This window comes from Neorhizobium sp. NCHU2750 (genome assembly GCF_003597675.1).
Taxonomy (GTDB): Bacteria; Pseudomonadota; Alphaproteobacteria; order Rhizobiales; family Rhizobiaceae; genus Neorhizobium.
In genome coordinates, this window is sequence record NZ_CP030829.1 from 1 (window position 1) to 18,670 (window position 18,670).

Annotated in this window: 16 protein-coding genes; 10 read left to right on the plus strand and 6 right to left on the minus strand. The window is 60.5% G+C overall.

What is annotated here, in order from left to right; genetic code table 11:
• From repA to dinB, 10 genes are all read left to right on the plus strand, one after another.
• Positions 1–1,197, plus strand: coding sequence for a plasmid partitioning protein RepA (gene repA, locus NCHU2750_RS24195; protein WP_119944366.1), 1,197 nt, complete (start codon positions 1–3; stop codon positions 1,195–1,197).
• 75 nt (positions 1,198–1,272) lie between these two features.
• Complete coding sequence (gene repB / locus NCHU2750_RS24200) at positions 1,273–2,244, plus strand: plasmid partitioning protein RepB (RefSeq protein WP_119944367.1); 972 nt, start codon at positions 1,273–1,275, stop codon at positions 2,242–2,244.
• Between the two features lie 159 nt (positions 2,245–2,403).
• Complete coding sequence (repC, locus tag NCHU2750_RS24205; RefSeq protein ID WP_119944368.1) at positions 2,404–3,618, plus strand: plasmid replication protein RepC; 1,215 nt, start codon at positions 2,404–2,406, stop codon at positions 3,616–3,618.
• Positions 3,619–3,819: 201 nt separating this feature from the next.
• Positions 3,820–4,398 carry an RNA polymerase sigma factor gene (locus NCHU2750_RS24210; RefSeq protein WP_245480506.1) on the plus strand — a complete coding sequence of 193 codons (579 nt, stop codon included), beginning with the start codon at positions 3,820–3,822 and terminating at the stop codon, positions 4,396–4,398.
• Between the two features lie 96 nt (positions 4,399–4,494).
• Positions 4,495–5,445, plus strand: a complete 951-nt coding sequence (locus NCHU2750_RS24215; protein ID WP_119944705.1) for a FecR family protein — start codon at positions 4,495–4,497, stop codon at positions 5,443–5,445.
• 192 nt (positions 5,446–5,637) lie between these two features.
• A complete protein-coding gene (locus tag NCHU2750_RS24220; RefSeq protein ID WP_162939779.1) occupies positions 5,638–8,019 on the plus strand; it encodes a TonB-dependent siderophore receptor in 2,382 nt (793 codons plus the stop codon).
• Between the two features lie 79 nt (positions 8,020–8,098).
• Entirely contained in the window at positions 8,099–8,971 is an 873-nt protein-coding gene (locus NCHU2750_RS24225) for an ABC transporter substrate-binding protein (protein ID WP_162939780.1), read from the plus strand.
• Entirely contained in the window at positions 8,968–10,974 is a 2,007-nt protein-coding gene (gene fhuB, locus NCHU2750_RS24230; RefSeq protein ID WP_119944371.1) for a Fe(3+)-hydroxamate ABC transporter permease FhuB, read from the plus strand. The genes NCHU2750_RS24225 and fhuB overlap by 4 nt, the downstream gene beginning before the upstream one ends.
• A 209-nt stretch (positions 10,975–11,183) precedes the next feature.
• Positions 11,184–11,792, plus strand: coding sequence for a DUF2026 family protein (locus NCHU2750_RS24235; protein WP_119944372.1), 609 nt, complete (start codon positions 11,184–11,186; stop codon positions 11,790–11,792).
• Between the two features lie 209 nt (positions 11,793–12,001).
• The gene (gene dinB, locus NCHU2750_RS24240) at positions 12,002–13,108 is read left to right on the plus strand and encodes a DNA polymerase IV (RefSeq protein WP_119944373.1); all 1,107 of its coding nucleotides are present in this window, start codon (positions 12,002–12,004) and stop codon (positions 13,106–13,108) included.
• A 393-nt stretch (positions 13,109–13,501) separates the two neighbouring features.
• Here dinB and NCHU2750_RS24245 read toward each other — a convergent pair whose 3' ends face one another.
• Genes NCHU2750_RS24245 through NCHU2750_RS24270 form a run of 6 tightly spaced genes read right to left on the minus strand, consistent with a single transcriptional unit; the run spans position 13,502 to position 18,661 of the window.
• Entirely contained in the window at positions 13,502–14,278 is a 777-nt protein-coding gene (locus tag NCHU2750_RS24245; RefSeq protein ID WP_119944374.1) for an SDR family NAD(P)-dependent oxidoreductase, read from the minus strand.
• Between the two features lie 11 nt (positions 14,279–14,289).
• A complete protein-coding gene (locus NCHU2750_RS24250) occupies positions 14,290–15,456 on the minus strand; it encodes a mandelate racemase/muconate lactonizing enzyme family protein (RefSeq protein WP_119944375.1) in 1,167 nt (388 codons plus the stop codon).
• A 3-nt stretch (positions 15,457–15,459) separates the two neighbouring features.
• Positions 15,460–16,128, minus strand: a complete 669-nt coding sequence (locus tag NCHU2750_RS24255) for a GntR family transcriptional regulator (protein ID WP_162939781.1) — start codon at positions 16,126–16,128, stop codon at positions 15,460–15,462.
• Positions 16,129–16,159: 31 nt separating this feature from the next.
• Positions 16,160–17,047: an SMP-30/gluconolactonase/LRE family protein gene (locus NCHU2750_RS24260; RefSeq protein ID WP_119944377.1), complete on the minus strand. Its 888-nt coding sequence runs from the start codon at positions 17,045–17,047 to the stop codon at positions 16,160–16,162.
• Between the two features lie 32 nt (positions 17,048–17,079).
• The gene (locus NCHU2750_RS24265; protein WP_119944378.1) at positions 17,080–17,541 is read right to left on the minus strand and encodes an RbsD/FucU family protein; all 462 of its coding nucleotides are present in this window, start codon (positions 17,539–17,541) and stop codon (positions 17,080–17,082) included.
• 52 nt (positions 17,542–17,593) lie between these two features.
• Positions 17,594–18,661, minus strand: coding sequence for a zinc-dependent alcohol dehydrogenase family protein (locus NCHU2750_RS24270; RefSeq protein WP_119944379.1), 1,068 nt, complete (start codon positions 18,659–18,661; stop codon positions 17,594–17,596).
• Positions 18,662–18,670 lie beyond the last annotated feature (9 nt).

Genomic DNA, 18,670 nt, shown 5'->3' on the forward strand with positions numbered 1-18,670 from the left:
ATGAACGCCCATTCGAAATTGCCGTCCTTCGAATTCGACGAGAAGATTCTGCTGCAGGGCGCAGAGATCTCCCGTCGGCTCGACCAGCTGCGGATGGAGAAATTTCCACCGAATGCGAAAAAGACGCTGCGGATGTTCTCCATGGCTGAAGTCGCGCATTATCTCGGCGTCAGCCCCAATAATTTGAAGCGCCTGCATTTGGAAGGCAAGGGCCCGATCCCGACCACTGCGGCCGGCGGCCGGCGGTTCTATACCGGCGAGCAGATGCGCGAATTGCGCTTCTATCTCGACAAGACCGGAAAGTCCGACGCCAAGAAATACGTCCCCCATCGCAAGCCGGGTGACAAGCTGCAGGTCATTGCCGTCGTCAACTTCAAGGGCGGCTCCGGCAAGACGACCACGGCCGCCCACCTCGCCCAGCATCTGGCGCTGACCGGTCACCGGGTTCTGGCGATCGATCTCGATCCGCAGGCATCGCTGTCGGCCTTGCACGGCTTTCAGCCGGAGCTCGACAAGAACTCGTCGCTCTATGACGCAATCCGCTACGACAGCGAGCGCAAGCCGATTGGCGAGATCATCCAGCAGACGAATTTTCCGGACCTCGACATCATCCCGGCCAATCTCGAGCTGCAGGAATATGAATACGACACGCCGCTCGCCATGCAGACCTCGAACGAGGGCAAGCGTTTCTTTACACGTCTCGGCAAGCCGCTGCAGGATGTCGATGACCGTTATGATGTCGTGGTGATCGATTGCCCGCCGCAGCTCGGCTACCTGACGCTGACAGCTCTGACGGCCGCGACCTCGGTTCTGATCACCGTCCATCCGCAGATGCTCGACCTGATGTCTATGAGCCAGTTCCTGCTGATGCTCGGCAACATCACCAGGACGATCAAGCGTGCCGGTGCCAATGTCGAGATGGACTGGTTGCGGTATCTGATTACCAGATACGAGCCTACCGACGTGCCGCAGGCCCAGATGCTCGGCTTCATGCAATCGATGCTGGCGGAAGAAATCCTCAAGAACCAGATGGTCAAGTCGACGGCGATCTCCGATGCCGGCCTCACCAAGCAGACGCTTTACGAGGTCGACCGCAACAATTTCATCCGCGGCACCTATGACCGGGCCATCGAATGCATGGATGGCGTCAATTTCGAGATCCAGGGGCTCATTCATCGTGCCTGGGGGAGAATGTGATGCCGTTGACCGCCGTCAAAACGCGGAGTTTTCTCAATGCCCGCAGCGGGCTGGAGAGAATGAAGGAGGCTGCCCGTGGCGCGTAAAAACCCGTTTGCCAACCTGATGAACGACGACCGGCCGGATAACGGCGTCGCGCTCGACTATACGGTCAAGGGAGCGTCGCGCTCGATCATCTCGACAATCGACGAACTGGCGGAGCGCGCCGACAAGATGCTGGAGGGCGAGACGGTCGTCGAACTGTCTCCTGCCGATATCGACGTGTCCTTCATTCGCGACCGTCTGGAAGAGGATAGGCAGGAGTTCGAGGATCTGGTTGCCGCCATCCGCGAACAGGGCCAGACGAGCCCGATCCTGGTGCGCCCCCACCCGCAGCAAGATGGCCGCTACATGGTCGTCTTCGGCCATCGCCGCCTCAAGGTGGCGCGGACACTCGGCCGAAATGTTCGCGCCGTCGTCAAGCCGATCTCCGACCGGGAACATGTCATTGCCCAGGGGCAGGAGAATTCCGCCCGCGCCGACCTGTCCTTCATCGAAAAGGCAACCTTCGCCCGCAGGCTCACTGAACTGCAATATGACAGCGACAGCACTACCGTGATGGCTGCCCTGTCGATCGACAAGGCAACGCTGTCGAAGATGCTGTCGGTCGCCAACATGCCCTATGACATTCTCGAGGCGATCGGCGGTGCGAAGTCGCCAGGCCGAGACCGCTGGTACGAGCTGAAGGGGCTTCTCGAAAAGCCCGCCAACCTGGCGAAACTACGCGAAGTATTGGCGGCGACCGATCTCGATGGCATCAATGGCGACGCGCGCTTTGCCTTCGTCATGGATGCCCTCACCCGCAAGAAGATCGTCGGCTACCTGAAGTCGCCGAAGAAATCGAAATGGGCACCGAAGGACAAGAGGGTTTCGGCAGAGATCCGCAATGACGGCAAGAATTATACGCTGGCCCTCAAGGCCAAGGAGGCTGTCGGCTTCGGAGAATTCATCGCCGAAAACCTCGACGACCTTTATGCCGCATATCGTCGCGTCAACAGCAAGGAATAGAAGCCACCAAAAGAAAAAAGCCCCCAAAACGTTTCCGTCGTGGAAGCTTCTCTCTGATTAAGCACCTGTAGAATCGCATTTCCACGAATCCCAGTCAAGTCATTTTGGCACCGTTTTGGTGAGTGGATTTCTTTTGCCTGAAGAAAGGTGAAGGGAACGATGCGAACTGGACAAGTCACGACGCCTTTCGGGCGGCGGCCGATGACGCTTGCCCTGGTCAAAGGGCAGCTTCAAACGCCTGCCGGCCAGGCGAGCCGTCCCGTCGAGAAATGGAAAGTGTTCCGCGATATCGCGGAAGCGCGTCAGCTGCTTGGTCTTCAAGACCGTGCGCTTGCGGTTCTCGACGCGCTCCTGACCTTCTATCCGAGTAATGAATTGTCATCAGAAGACAAGCTGGTGGTGTTTCCGTCGAACGCGCAGCTTTCCGTGCGTGCCCATGGCATTGCCGGCACGACGCTGCGGCGCCACCTCGCAGCACTGGTCGAGGCGGGGCTGATCCATCGCCGCGATAGCCCGAACGGCAAGCGCTATGCCCATCGCGGACAGGGCGGCGAGATCGAGGATGCGTTCGGTTTCGATCTTGAACCGCTATTGCTGCGCGCTGCGGAACTGGCAGCCCTTGCCCAGCAGGTGGCGGCCGAGCGGATCCGGTTCAAGCGGGCCAAGGAAGCACTCACTCTGTGCCGCCGCGATATTCGCAAGTTGCTGACGGCCGCCATGGAAGAGGGCGCCGAGGGAGATTGGGGCCAGATGGAAGAGATCTATGTGTCGCTGATCGCCCGCCTGCCACGCGCGCCAAGCCGTGAAAATGTCGAAGCGACACTCGACGAAATGGCGATGCTGCGCGAAGAGATCGTCAATCGATTGGAAATGCAGGTAAAAACACAAAAAACAGACGGCAATGATGGCCAAAATGGGCGTCACATACAGAATTCAAATCCCGAATCCATCCATGATCTTGAACCCAGCTCCGAAAAAGAGCAGGAGGCGAAACCAGAGCCAACCAAGGTGCTGCAGAGCGAGACGCTGAAGGCATTTCCGCTCAGCATGGTGCTGAGGGCCTGCCCGCAGATCGGTGATTATGCGGTGGGCGGCGCGATTTCCCATTGGCGCGAATTCATGGCGGCCGCCGTTGTCGTTCGATCGGTGCTGGGCGTTAGCCCGTCGGCCTATCAGGATGCCTGCGAGATCATGGGGCCTGAAAATGCGGCGGTTGCGATGGCTTGCATCCTGGAGCGGGCGGGACACATCAATTCGCCCGGCGGCTATCTGCGCGATCTGACATCGAAGGCGCGGCGCGGCGAATTCTCGCTCGGTCCGATGCTGATGGCACTGATGCGGGCCAATGGCAATGGAACCCGGCTGGCCGGATAGCGGTGTGGGCAGGGCTTGAAGATCGACATTGGTCCTATCTTCAAGCCCTGCTCTCCCCGTTTATGGCGTTCGCAAGCTGTTGCAATAATTGATGTTCAAAGACGCTGCCGGCAAAGTGACATAGCTATGTGATGCTATCTTTGCCGGCTTATCACGAGACCCGTCATCCGCGCGAAAATATGATTTCCGCTGTCATATTTTATGTATATGGTGCCGGACACCTTTCCCGCCCGACGACACCTTCACTGTAAAGCCATCAATCTTTCCGCCATGACGAGCAAGCCACCTAGCCTGATCCAGGTCTTGAGCGAGAGCTATGGCGAACTGGTAAGCTATCTGACGCTGCGGCTCGGCGGTCGTTCGGAAGCGGAAGACGCCTTTCAGGACACTTTTCTGAAAGCCCAGGGTATTGTCTCTACGCCGGAAATCGCGAACCCGCGCGCTTATGTATTCCGCATAGCGGAAAATGTTGCGATGGATCGCCTGCGGAGACGGGTCGCTCAAAGACGCTACCTTTCGACCGATGATATTCCGGAGGCGCCCGCCGATATCGCCACCGCCGAACAGATTGTCGACTACCGGCAGCGCCTCAAAAGGCTTGAGGTCATCATTGACGGCTTGCCCGCACGCCAGCGGCAGGTCTTTCTCATGCATAAGTTCGATGGCATGAGCCATGCCGAGATCGCGCGCGAGCTCGGCATTTCCAGGAGCGGGGTTGAGAAACTCATCATGAAAGCGCTCTCGACCTGCCGACAGAAGATGGACGATCTCATTGATTGACGGAAATTTGCAGATCATGGTGAGGCGATGTCGCCTGGATTTCGTCTTTATGGCAGTACGGTCGGCGTATTTCAGCCGGATTCGTCGGTGGATCAGATGACAGGCAGGAAAGATCAGATCAGCGAGAGCATCGATGACGAAGCACTGAGGTGGTTCGTGCTGCTCCATTCCGGCCATGCGACGGATCACGACCGTGCCGAGCACGCCAAGTGGATATCTGTCGATGCCTCGCACCTGCAGGCCTATATGCGGCTCGGCTCGATCTGGTCGGATATGGATGCCTTGGGCGATCCACGGAAAAGGAACCGCCCCATGGCCGGCAGGCCTCGATTGAGCCGCCGGGCGATCCTGGCAGGTGGCGCGAGCGCGGCCGCCCTCGGTATTGTGGGCTATCAGCTGCCCCTGGGCGCCTGGCTCAGCGACTATTCCACCGGCACGGGCGAACAGAAGACGGTCCAGCTGGCTGATGGTTCGACCGCGAGCCTCGATGCGGATACATCGATTTCGCTCGACTTCACCGATCGCCAGCGCTCGATCAGGCTAATCCGTGGACGCGCCTATTTCGATGTTGCCAAGGACAGCAGCCGCCCATTCGTCGTGCATGCCAAGGATGGCCGCACGACCGCGCTTGGAACACGTTTTCTCGTCCACCAATGGGATGACAGCGTTACGGTATCGGTCGAAGAAAGCGCGGTTGCCGTCGTCGCGCCGGACAGGTCGCAGGCGGTTGTCCACCAAGGCCAGGATATCTCCTATGCCCTGGGCGGCGGCGTGAGTGCGCTCGAAACCGCCGATCTCGATGCCGATACCGCCTGGCGGCGGGGAAAACTGATTTTCCAGAACCGGCCGCTCGGCCAGGTCGTCTCCGATGTCAATCGATACCGGTCCGGCATGATCAGGATCATGGATGCGAAACTGCGGACCATGCGCATCAGCGGCATCTTCGACATCAACCATCCCGATGGGGTGCTGGACGCTATTACCAGTGCACTGCCCGTCCGCCCGGTCCGCCTGACGAAATACGTCGTGCTTCTACTTGCGGCATGACCAGCCGGAAGAAAGTTGATTATTTTTTTCAACAATGGGTGAGGAACCTCGCCTCGAGAATCGTCATGACCTCGAACGGGTGTCGAGCGCACCTTCAAAAGATCATGACGGAGTTCTGGTGGGGCAATGGCGAGTATAGTCGAGTTTTCCTTCAAAGGCAGGTCCACTGCGTTCGGTTTGGTGGCGTTGCTGATGGCGTCAGCGTCTTTTACGCCGGCTGAAGCACAGCAACCGGCGGCCAAGAGCGAGCGCTCGGCTACCCTCCACTATACGATTGCGGCCGGGCCACTGGGTTCGGCCATCATCCGGTTTGGCGATCAGGCTGGTGTTCAGGTTCTTTATCGGGCTGCCCTCGTCGAGGGGAAGACGACACAGGGCCTTTCTGGAAGTTACACGCCGGCGGAGGCCTTGAGCCATCTTCTGTCGGGGACGGGCCTGTCCTTCAGCTTCTCCAACGCCAATACGGTGACCCTCGCCCCAGTCGGCAAGTCGGCGGATGCGAGCGGCACTGACCCGGCAACCACGCTTGCGCCGATCACAATCACGACCGCGAAAGATGGCACGACAGGCTATGTCGCGACCCGCTCCATGGGCGGTATGAAGACCGATACGCCACTGATCGAAACGCCCGCTTCGGTCTCGGTCGTCACGCGCCAGCAGATCACCGACCAGGCCGCCAAGAGCATCTCCCAGGCGCTCCGCTATACGCCCGGCATCGTCGCGGAACAGCGCGGCGTCAACGAAGATTCCCTTGAATATCTCTATAGCCGGGGGTTCCAGGCAAACACCTATCTCGACGGCCTGCTGATCCCTTTCACTGGCTTCAATATCACGACGCGGGACGCCTATCTTATCGACAGTATCGAAAGCATCCGCGGTCCGGCCTCCGTACTTTACGGTCAGACCCCGCCCGGCGGCATTGTCGACGTGCGCACCAAACAGCCGCTCGATACGCCTTACCATGACGTCTTCGTCGAGACCGGCAACCATGACCGGTTGCAGAGCGGCTTCGACTTCGGCGGGCCGGTCGCGGGGACCGACGATCTCTATTATCGCCTCGTTGCAACGGGTCTGACGACCCATACGCAGACCGATTTCGTCGATCAGAAGCGTTTCGCCATCGCCCCTTCGTTCACGCTGAAACCGGACGAAGATACCAAGCTGACCGTCACCGCAAACTACCAGCGGGATCCCAACGCCGGCGCCTTCAATTATGTTCCAGCCGTGGGCACCGTGCTTCCCGGCGTGGTTTCCATTCCAAGGTCGTTCAACACTGGCGATCCGGGCTATGATTCCTACAGCAAGACCGAGGCATCGATCGGCTATGCCTTCGAGCATCGTTTCAACGACGTGTGGCAGGTGAAACAGAATTTCCGCTACCTCTACAACGACCAGAACATCCGCCATGTCGGCGACGGATCGAGTTACGATTCCACCGGCACAGAGCTCAATCGGGTCGCCTACAACAATTTCGGCACGGTCAACGCCTATACGGTCGACAACCAGGCAATCGCCACCTTCGACACCGGGCCTTTGAGCCATCAGGCCCTCTTCGGCTTCGACTACCAGTACATCCAGTACAATCACCACCTCTATTACGGTGGCATTACCGATCCGGCATCGCCACCGCTCAGCATCACCGACCCTGAATATTATCAGCCCATCCCGACACCGACCTTCATGCTGGGCACCTCGAACAAGACGCGCACCGAGCAGGAAGGCCTTTATGCGCAGGATCAGGTCAAGCTCGGTAACGCGACCCTCGTCGGCAGCTTGCGGCAGGACTGGGCGCAGACGAACATCGTGTCCTACAAGGATGGAAGCGTCACCGACCAGGACGCCGATGCGCTGACCGGCCGTGTCGGCCTGATCTACAATTTCGAAAACGGCCTCGCGCCCTATATCAGCTACTCAACCTCGTTCCAGCCGCAATCCGGCACGACGGACACCGGAGCGGCGCTCAACCCGACAAAAGGCAAGCAGATCGAAGTCGGTCTCAAGTATCAGCCGACGGGATGGGACAGCTATGTCACGGGATCGCTGTTCGACCTGCGCCAGACGAACGTCACCGTATCGAACTCTCTTTATCCCGGCTCGGTGACGCAGACGGGCGAGATCCGCTCGCGCGGCTTCGAATTCGAGGCGCATGCCTTCCTGACCGATGACCTGCAGGCGATTGCCAGCTACACCTATAACGACGTCAAGAACACGCGTGCCACGGCATCGATTCAGGACAATGCGCCGGCGGGCATCCCCTCCAACATGGCGTCGCTATGGCTCTCCTACGACATGCCCGACACCATGGTTCCGGGCCTGAAGGTCATGGGCGGCACGCGCTTCGTGGGCAAGAGCTATGGCGACCCTGCCAACAGCTTCAAGGTGCCGTCCTACACGCTGTTTGATGCCGGCATTCAATATGACTTCTCGAAAGTCATGCCGAGCGCGAAGGGCCTGACGGCATCGCTCAACGTCACCAATCTTTTCGACAAGACCTACGCAACCTGCACGACGCTCGTCTATTGCACCTATGGTGATGGACGCAGTGTCTTCGCCAGCCTGCATTACACATGGTAACCGGGCACTGACCATGTCGAATGCTGGTCATGGGAGGTATTCTGCAGCAAGGCCTTCAGGCACAAGCCGAAGGTCCGTGTTGCTGGCTCTGCCTGCTTTCTGGCTCGGATCGGCGCTGTCCGCAAGGGCAGCGCCGCAGCAAGGGGAGGCGGCAACCCGTATCGCCTCGCTCAACTGGGCCATGAGCGAAACCCTCTATGCCCTGGGCATAAAGCCGGTTTGCGCCGCCGAAATCAACGGCTATGACCGGCTCGTCGGCTATCCTGCGACACCTGAAGGTGTGCCGGATGTCGGGTTCCAAGGCGATCCCAATCTCGAATTCCTGTCCAGCCTGAAACCTGACCTCATCCTTATCCAGTCCTGGCAGGCCATGGCACGCCCGGCTCTGGAGCGGTTTGCCCGCGTCGAGAGCTTCTCGATCTATAACCGCGGCCAGGGCGATCCCGTCGATGCCGCACGCGAGGCCGCCACACGGATCTCGGCACTGGCCGGTTGCCCGGACAAGGGCGAAGCCCTGCTCATCGGGACGGACACTATCTTCCGCGATTGTGCAACACGGCTGAACCGGAATGGCGATCGTGCGGTTCTGCTGGTGCAGGCCCTGTCACCGACCAATCTCGTCGTCTTCACCGGCGGCAGCCTGTTCGACAGCGTGATGAAGCGTATCGGCCTTACAAATGCATGGTCCCGTCCACCGACCTTGCTATGGGGAAGCACCCAGATTGGCGTGGATGCCCTGGCCGACTATCCGGATGCGGACATCGTCTGGATGGCATCGCCCGATGGAGGTACCTCCCAGGCACTTTTCAAAAGTGACCTATGGAGGCAGCTTCCGCAGGTGGCGAATGGCGCCGTCCGCCAATTGCCGCTGGTCTGGGGGTTTGGCGCACTGCCGACCGCCGAGCGCTTTGCTAGACTGATCACCGCACAACTGACGGGGATTGCGGGATGATGCTTGCCGAACCTGTCCCGGTGCACCATCGTCGCCGGTGGATCCAGCGTGCCGCCATTCTCCTGCCTTTGCTCCTGTGCATCGCGGTCACGGCCCTGCATTTTAGCCGCAGCTTCACCGGCGCCAACTGGTGGGAACTTCTCTCCGGCACGCCGGCGGGAAACATGCAGGTCGCAATCCTCTATTATTCTGCGCTTCCGCGGCTCGCCATCGCATTGCTCGCCGGCGCGTGCCTCGGACTTGTCAGCACCGTCCTGCAGGTCGTGCTGCGCAATCCGATCGCGGAACCGGCGACGCTTGGCATGTCGGGCGGTGCGTCACTGGCCATGACGGCCGCATCGCTCTGGGCACCGGCTGTGCTCGACGGTTACCGCTCCGGCATTGCTTTTGCCGGCGCAGGCCTGGCGCTGCTCATGGTTCTGGGGCTGGCTTTCGGGCGTACGCTCTCACCGCTCCGCCTCATTCTCGGCGGTCTTGTCGTCAGTCTGCTCTGTGGTAGCGTTAACGCCCTCCTCGTGCTGCTGCACCACGATACATTGCAGGGCATCTTCATCTGGAATGCCGGGTCACTGGTGCAGAACGACTGGCATGCCGCGAAATGGCTCGCAACCGAAGCCGGCGCGGCTCTGGTTTTCTTCCTGCTTCTTTCACGGGTGCTGACCGTGCTGCATCTGGAAGATGACAGCGCCCGCAGCCTCGGGCTCTCCTTATTCCATATCCGACTGGCGGCATTGATCGGGACAGTGCTGACGACTGCGTCCGTGGCCAGTGCAATCGGTGTCGTGGGCTTTCTGGGGCTGGCCTCATCCACCATCGCGAGTGCCTTGGGCATACGATCATTTGCCGGCCGCCTGATCGCTTCGGCAGCGATCGGCGCGGTGATGCTGGCCACGGTGGATCAGGGGCTGCAATTGCTGACGGGTGCGTTCGGTGAAATCCCGGCGGGCAGCCTCACGGCATTGCTCGGCGCGCCACTGATGTTATGGCTTTTGCCGAGGCTCACCTCTCCGCCCGAAGGAGATCGGAGCGGACTTGGCATAAGCCAACGCAGGGGCGATCACCGGCTGGCGATCATCCTGCCGATTGTCGCCCTGATCGCTCTGCTCTGGCCGGCAGTGATGCTGACGCATGATGGAATTCACTGGCATTTGGCTGGTCTCGCGCAAATGGAAAGCGCGCTGTCCTGGAGAGGTGCGAGGACACTTGCGGCGGCGAGCGCCGGCTTTTTGCTGGGCGTGGCCGGTACGCTGATGCAGCGCATCACGGGCAATCCGCTGGCCTCGCCGGAAGCGCTGGGGATTTCGTCCGGGGCCGCGGTCGGCGCATTGGTGTCGATCCTGGTGATAGCGCAACCAGACAAGGCAACACTGGTCACCTTTGCGGCGCTCGGGGCCCTGTTGACTCTCGCGGCCGTCTTCGGCTTTGCCAGGCGGGGGCAGTTTTCACCCGAACGCATGCTGCTTGCCGGTATTTCAGTCAGCACGCTGTTCAGCGGGCTGGTCACCTTTCTGCTCGCCACGGGAGATCCGCGCATGCGCGTCTTCATCGGCTGGATGGCCGGTTCCGTATCCCGGGCGACGCCGACCGATGCGGGCATCGCCTTCGCGATCGCAGTGTTTGCGACAATCCTTCTTCCGCTGCTGCGGCGCTGGCTCGATATCTGGCCTATGGGAGAGATCACCGCCCAGGCGGTCGGCGTCAACCGCAGGCAGTCTCGCTTGTCGCTGTTTGTCATCATCGCTGTCATGATGGCAGCGCCGACGATGCTTGTCGGGCCATTGAGTTTTGTCGGCCTCATGGCGCCGCATATCGTGCGCATGGCGGGAGTGGCACGTGCGATACCGCAATGCATCGCAGCGGGTGTCACAGGCGCGCTCATCGTTGTCGCAGCCGATCTGATCGGCCGAACCCTGCTGTTTCCCTATGAGATGCCGGCTGGTCTCATGGCCTCACTGATCGGTGCCCCTTTCTTCCTCTGGATCATGCATAGACGCTCCATATAAGGTTGGCTGTCACTGATCCGTAGCCGGGCACGGTCCGTGACGAAACACGAACCGCTGAGCGGGGGCGCTCTCCCGACAAATCAACGGGCCAGGCAGTTGGTCCCACAGTGTGATGGCGAGTTTCGTTGCCCAATCTCTTCGGACAGTCTAGATCACCGCTACCGTCGCGTGATGACGGACGGGCCTCAAGACAACTGCGAGCGAAGACCATGCTGATCAAGCAGAGCGACTATCACCGGATCTATCGGGTCATCAACAGCCTGCTTGTTGCTGCGAATGCCGACCCGGCAACAGCCTCGATGTATTTCTCGACATTCGGTGCCTTCATCCTCAAACAGCATTACAAGCTTGACGCAGCGCCGAAAGGCGGGCTGGCAGCCTACAGGCTTGGCGACACGACGATCCTTTTTGCTGATCATCGTGAGGACGGATATGTCACCGGAACCGGCGAAAACTTTCATTGCTGGGTCGAGGCCGAAGGCTGGATGATCGATTTCATGGCACCGGCACTGCCGCAAGCCGCAGGCAATATCGCCCTGCCCTCGCGTATGCTTCAAAAGCCGATGTCCGGGATGGCGTCATCGATCAATCATCTTGATAAGTCGGGCGACTTCTTCTGCAAGCATGAACAGGAGGCGATGGCGCGCAATTTTTCAGACTGGCAAAAGCATGCGATGATCGGTGACATGGCAAGTGTTGCCGCAAAATGGTTTCGCAAGTCACCCAAGCAGATGCCCAGTTCGATCTCGATCGAAGAAGGCGATGGTAATGCAAGGACCGTGCCGCTGATCGGCAATACGCTATCCGGTTCCTGGTGAGACCGGAGATCTGACCAGTCCAATCCATGAGACCGCAATGCGGCTTTGCTCATGATGACGGAAGAAACGGAAATCTGGATGCGGGCACTGTGAGAGGGAAGCCAAGGACTTCGCCGGCTGAAACGGTGCTTTGCGACCGGCAAAAATGATGATATGTTCACTTTATGTTCATATCCGCTGAACCCCACTCCGGACTTCCCGGTAGCGCCATGACCGATAGTCCTCCGGTCGCAGAAAACCTTCGTAAAATCATCCATGTGGACATGGATGCCTTTTACGCGTCGGTCGAGCAGCGGGACAATCCGGAGCTGCGTGGCAAGCCGCTGGCTGTCGGCGGTGCGGCGGCACGCGGCGTGGTGGCGGTGGCAAGCTATGAGGCGCGCAAGTTCGGGGTCCATTCCGCCATGCCCTCGGTGACTGCCGCACGCAAATGCCCGGATCTGATTTTCGTGAAGCCGAGGTTTGAGGTCTATCGGGCCATCTCGCAGCAGATCCGTGAGATATTTGCGGAGTATACGCCCCTGATCGAGCCGTTATCGCTGGATGAGGCCTATCTCGACGTCACGGAAAACCTGAAGGGTATGCCGATCGCCACGGAGATCGCGCAGGAAATCCGGGCGAAGATTAAGGAGGTGACCGGCCTCAACGCGTCCGCGGGTATTTCCTACAACAAGTTCCTTGCCAAGATGGCGTCCGACCTCAACAAACCGAATGGCCAGGCGGTGATTACGCCAAAGAACGGACCGGCTTTCGTCGAGGGACTGGCCGTCAAGAAATTCCATGGTGTCGGGCCGGCCACGGCAGAGAAGATGCATCGGCTCGGGATCGAGACGGGCGCGGATCTCAAGGCGCAGTCGCTGCCCTTCCTTACCGAGCATTTCGGCAAGTCCGGTCCCTATTTCTATGGCATCGCCCGCGGCGTCGACAACCGTCAGGTTCGGCCCGACCGCGTGCGAAAATCTGTCGGCGCCGAAGATACATTCATGCAGGACATTGACGCCCTGGATCTGGCGACACACGAGTTGAAGCCTCTGGTCGAAAAGGTCTGGGCTTACTGCGTGGCCAAGGGTTTCAGCGGCAAAACCGTGACGGTGAAAATCAAGTATTCCGACTTCACGCAGGCGACGCGCAGCAAGACGGCCGCGCAACCCTTTGCTGACTGTACTGCAATTCTTGAAGCGGCGTCCGGTCTGCTCGCTACAGTCCATCCGTTCAAACGATCCATCCGCCTGCTGGGCGTGACTTTGTCTTCGCTCACCCACGATCAGGGTGAAGACGGCTGCGAGGATCAGCCTCAGCTGGATTTCGGCATGTAGATAGAAACGAAAAAGCCTGCGCGGGAGGAGTGCGCAGGCTTCTCGAAATGATTGGACATCGGCTGGGAGGAGGGGTGCCGCTGTCCCTTCAGGCTGCCCTTGGGAGGAGGAGTGGGCTGCCCGAAAAACAAAGCTACGCGGGAGGAGGTGCGTCGCTTTGTTGACATCCCTTTTACACTAACTGCCGCATCACGTTAGCGGTATGGCCGCAGCTCAGCTATGTGTCTTTTGCAAGTCGACAGGGAAGATAGCCTAAGTTTAAGCCATCAATTCCGAAGCGGATCGAAAAACTGTCCGAAACCCGTTCGGAGGATCGGCTTTCGGAACTTTTGTCCTTGCCTCGGGCCGTTCCTCTACAGATCGGCCCGAGGTCTGATCATACCCGAGACGGCGTTACGTCATCAGAAAGCCGCCGGTGACGTTCAGGGCCTGACCGGTCATGCCACTCGCGCCGTCGCTCATCAGGAACATCAGCGCCGAGGTCACTTCCTCGGGCGTTACGAAGCGGTTCATCGGAGCGGCACTTTCCCATTCCTTGCGCATCTGGGCGACGGATTTTCCTTCCACTGCGCCCTGCTTGGCCATGACGTCCTCGATCCGGTCGCCTTCGATCGGGCCCGGGCAAACGGCATTGACGCGGATGTTGTACTGGGCAAGTTCCAGCGCCAGCGTCTGGTTTAGACCGAGGATCGCCCATTTCGAGCAGACATAGTCGCCGCGATAGGGCAGACCGCGGCGGGCGACGTTGGAGGCGGTGATGCCGATCACGCCTTCCTTGCGGGCGATCATCAACGGGATGACGGCCTGCGTCACAAGCATCGTGCCAGTCAGGTTGATGTCGAGCGTCTCGCGCCAATGGTCGAGAGGCATGTCCTTGATCAGGCTGTAATGGCCGTTGAAGCCGGCATTGCTGATCAATACGTCGACGCGGCTGTCGAAGAAGTCGGCCGCGCCGGCGACGGCCGCCGTCACCTGATCCTTGTCGCGCACATCCGCCTTGAAAATCTCGCAGCGGCGGCCTTCCGCCAGAATGGCTGAACGTGTCTGCGAGGCATCGCCGAAATCGATGACGGCGACGTCGGCGCCCTCCCTGGCAAAGCTCGTGGCGATGGTGCGGCCAAGTCCTGCGGCCGCACCCGTGATGATCACGTTCTTGTTCTGAAAGCGCATGGTAGTCCTCCTTACTTCGAATACTGTCTCAGGATGTCTTCCCTGACGGTGACGCCGAGGCCCGGCTTGTCGGGAACAGGAAGGCAGCCGTCCTCCAGCGCGAAACGTTCCTCCAGAAGGTCGTCGCGCAGGGGATTGTGCTTGCGGTCGAACTCGATCACCGGTTGGTTCAAGAGTGCGATCGGATTGGCGGTATGCGGGAAGGACGGGATGGTCGACACCGCATGCAGCGCGGCGGCGACGGCAATGCCCGATCCCCAGACGTGTGGGATGGTCGCCACGCCATAGGCATTGGCAAAGCCGAGCACATGGGTGAAGGCCGTCAGGCCACCGCAGACCGCGAGATCCGGCTGAACGACGTCGACGCATCCGCCGGCGATGAAATCGCGGAAGCCGTAGCGGGTGTATTCGCACTCGCCGCCGGCGACGGGGATCGGGTTTTCGGCCCTGACCTTGCGATAACCCTCACGGTCCTCCGGCGGCACCGGTTCCTCGAAGAAGAGGATGTCGAGGTCTTCCATCATCCGGCCCATGCGCACGGCCGAGGCCGCGTTGTAGCCGTGGTTGGCGTCGACCATGATACCGATATCGGGACCGACCGTCTTACGGATGACCTTCAGCCGTTCGAGATCGTCCTTCAGCGACAGGAGGCCGATCTTGACCTTGAGCAGCCCGAAGCCGGAATTGGTGTAGCCCGAAGCCTCGACCTCCAGCGCCTTGAGGATGGAGCCGAGATCGTCGAACTTTTCGGGATAGTAGCAGCCAGTTGCATAGGCCGTGATCTTGTCACGGAACCGGCCGCCGAGCATTTTCCACACCGGCAGACCGGCCGCCTGGCCGGCGATATCCCAGAGCGCGATGTCGATTGCCGACATTGCCTCGATATAGGGGCCGCGCTGGCCGAAGTCGCGCGAGAAGGCATAGAGCTCTTCCCATATCCGCACCGGTTCGGTCGGATCGCGGCCGATCAGGCGCGGCGCGAGAACGGAATCGACGCAGGCCGCGACCGGCTCGGCCGGACCATATTGCCCCCCCTCACCCCAGCCGACGAAGCCGCTGTCGGTCTCGATGCGGACGAGGTAGCTGTTGCGTTCCGGGAATGCAGCCTGGGAGGAGTAAAAGGTCTTGTCACCAAGCGGAACACGAAGCTGGTGTGAAGTGATCGATCGTATTTTCATTCGCTATTTCGCCATTGGTTGGTGGAACGTATCGAGATGGGAAAGCAGTCTGTGGCGTGAATTATCGAGATGCTTGCGCATGGCCGCCGCTGCACCGGTGGCATCCCGTTCGCAGATCGCTTTCATGATCTCGATATGCTCGGGAAGCGCGACCTCATAGGAGCGCGGCAGGTTCTGAATGATGGCGTTCTGAACCCAGCGGAACTGGCCCATCTGGCTCATGAGCAGCCTGCGCAGGCGCCGACTGCCGCAATAATCCCGCGCGAGATCGTGGACGCGGCGGTCGCGGTCGCCGAGCGCACTCTTGTCTTCCGTGTCCAGCACCGATTTCAGCGCGAGATAGCCTGCCTGGGCCTTCTGGGCGACATCGAGCGGAATGAGCGGCGTGGCCAGTTCGACAGCCAGACATTCGAGCCCGATCCGGACATCGAAGATCTCCTTGACGGTCTCCTCATTCATCGGTGCGACATAGACGCCCTTGCGCGGTTCGACGGTGACGAAGCCCTGGACTTCCAGGGCCCGGATGGCATCGCGAAAAGGCGTGGAACTGACGTTCCACTTCTCCTGGTAATCGGCGAGCGTGACGCGCTGCCCCGGAAGGACGCGCCCCTCGGTGATTTCCTGCCGTAGGGCCTCTTCGACCTGTTCACTCAGTGAAAGCTTGTTGATCATGTCTTCCCCTTTTCCGTCGAACCGGAGCAACTTACCCGGCGTACCGGTGTTCCAGCTGCCCCCTTGCGCCAGGCTTGAGCGCGAAGAGACCACCTGCATGCGGCTGTCCGGCACTGGCAGCGTCATCGAGCCCGAACCATGCGGATGTGATGAAGAGCGTATCCAGATTGCGCCCGCCGAAGCAGAGGCAGGTGGGGTTGCTGACCGGCATGGCGACCTCCAGATCGACCGCGCCCGACGGCGCATAGCGCACCAGCTTGTCGCCCCCCCATTGTGCGTTCCACAGGTAGCCGTCGGCATCGACGGTCGAGCCATCGGGAAGGCCCGGCTCGCCGGAGAGATCGGCAAAGACCCGGCGATTCTTCATGGCGCCGGACACCGTGTCGTAGTCGAAGGCCTCGATCGTACCCTTTGGCATGTCGGCGAAATACATCGTCGCACCGTCAGGGCTCCAGCAAAGCGAGTTGGTGCAGCTTATATCACCGAGAAGATGGCGCGGTTGTCCTTTGCCATCAAGGGCGTAGAGGGACGACAGGGCCTTCTGGGGCGCCGCCTCGTCCATGCCCCCGCAGATGAAACGGCCCGCCGGATCGACCCGACCGTCGTTGAGCCGCGTCGTCGGCAGATCCTGCTCGACCTCCGCAATCGGCTCCAACCGGCCGATCGACGGATCGAAACGGGCAAAACCTTTTTCAAGGGCGACGATGAGCCGGTCGCCGCTCGACAGCCCGAGGGCGCAGATACGGACACCGAGCGACCATGTCTTCGGGCTATCGGTCCCTTCCGGATCCCAGGACCAGATTTCGCCCTCGTGGATGTTGGCCCACCACAGGCGCGCGGACAGCTCGTCCCAGACGATGCTCTCGCCGAGATTGTTCCTGCAATCCAGTATCAGTCGGGGCTTGCTTTCATCGATCATGGCGGGTCTCGGGGATGTCTCTCGGTTCCGGTTCAATCGATCAGGCTGGGAGGTGCGATGACGCCTTTTCGCAGCGTGACGCAGCCGTAGAACCGACGCTCGCCGGTTTGGATCACCGCGAAGCAATTGCGGACATGCGCGTAGAACTCGTTCCGCTCCATGGGATGGAGCAAAAACGTTGCCGTCTCGGCCGCGTCGATGGCAGCCTGCACCTCGGCCTGTGCGGGCGGTATCGTATCCGGCTCGCCGTCCGGATGCATGCGGCAGGCCGCAGCTGCGCCCAGATCGTCGAGCGGCATCAGCGACAGCACGGCCTCCGCGGCTTCGCCGAGCGTCAGGTTCGCCAGCGAAAGCGGCTTGCCATAGACGGTCCTGGCGGCGGCGGATGCCACCGGGAAATTGGCGTCGACGAGCGCAAGGCTGTCGCCGTGGCCCATGGTGGCCAGCAGATGCAGGACATCCGGCGAGAGCCGTGGGTCGATGGTTTTCAGCATGGTCATATCCTTGTCCGGCGTGCGGCGGAGCGCAAAGCTCCGCCGGCATGGATCAGAAGTCGACGAAGACGCACTTTCCGGCTGTCTCGCCGGCGGCGAAACGCTCGAAGGCCTTCGGTGCATCCTTGAGGCTGAACCGATCGGAGACGAGAAGCTCGCCGAGCGGCAGGCCATGACGCGAAATCGTTTCGAGGAGTTCCATCATCATCGGCGTGCTGTAGACCCACGAGCCGATCAGGGTGATCTGGCGGTGGATGATCTGCGGGCTGACATCGAGATGGACATCATGGCCTTCGCCGACAAAGGCAGCGCGGCCCCAGGTCTTGACGCAATCGAACATCATCGACCGGGCTCTCGGATTGGCCGAGCAATCGACGGCAGCCGATGCGCCAACGCCGTTGGTGAAGCTCAGAACCTCGTCGCGGACATCCTGCTTGGCCGGATTGATGGTGCGCGCCACGCCGAGAGCGCGGGCCATGTCGAGGCGCGTCTCGTTCATGTCGACGACCATGACGCGGGCGCCCATGTGCTTGCCGAACATGGCAGCCGACAGGCCGACCGGGCCGGCACCGAAGATGAGATAGTCGTCCATGCCGGAAATGCCGAGGCGGCGGGTAACGGAAAAGCCCGTGCCGGCACCGCAGGCAACAAAGGCGCCGGCATCGAAGGAAACATTGTTCGGGAGAATGACGCAGTCGCGTTCGTCTGCAACCATGAACTGGGCATTGCCGCCGTGGCGGTCGAAACCATAGGTCTCATGCACCTCGGTGCAGGTGATGTGCCAGCCGCTGCGGCAATCCTTGCAGAAGCCGCAGCCGTTGATGTGATAGACGGCAACACGATCGCCGACCTTCAGGTGGCGGACGCCCGGACCGACAGCCGTGACAACGCCGGCCGGCTCGTGTCCGGTGATGGTCGATGGATCGGTGGCAACGCCGAGGATCGGCTGGCCGCGCTTTTCCTTCGGCACCTTGTAGATATATTCGAGGTCGCTGCCGCACATGCCGGAGGCGCGCATTTCGAGGAGAACCTCGCCCATGCCCGGGGTCGGCACTTCGACATCCTCGACGGTGCAGGTCATGCTTCCCGGAAAGAAGACGCCCTTCATAAGCTTGGTCATTTCAATTCC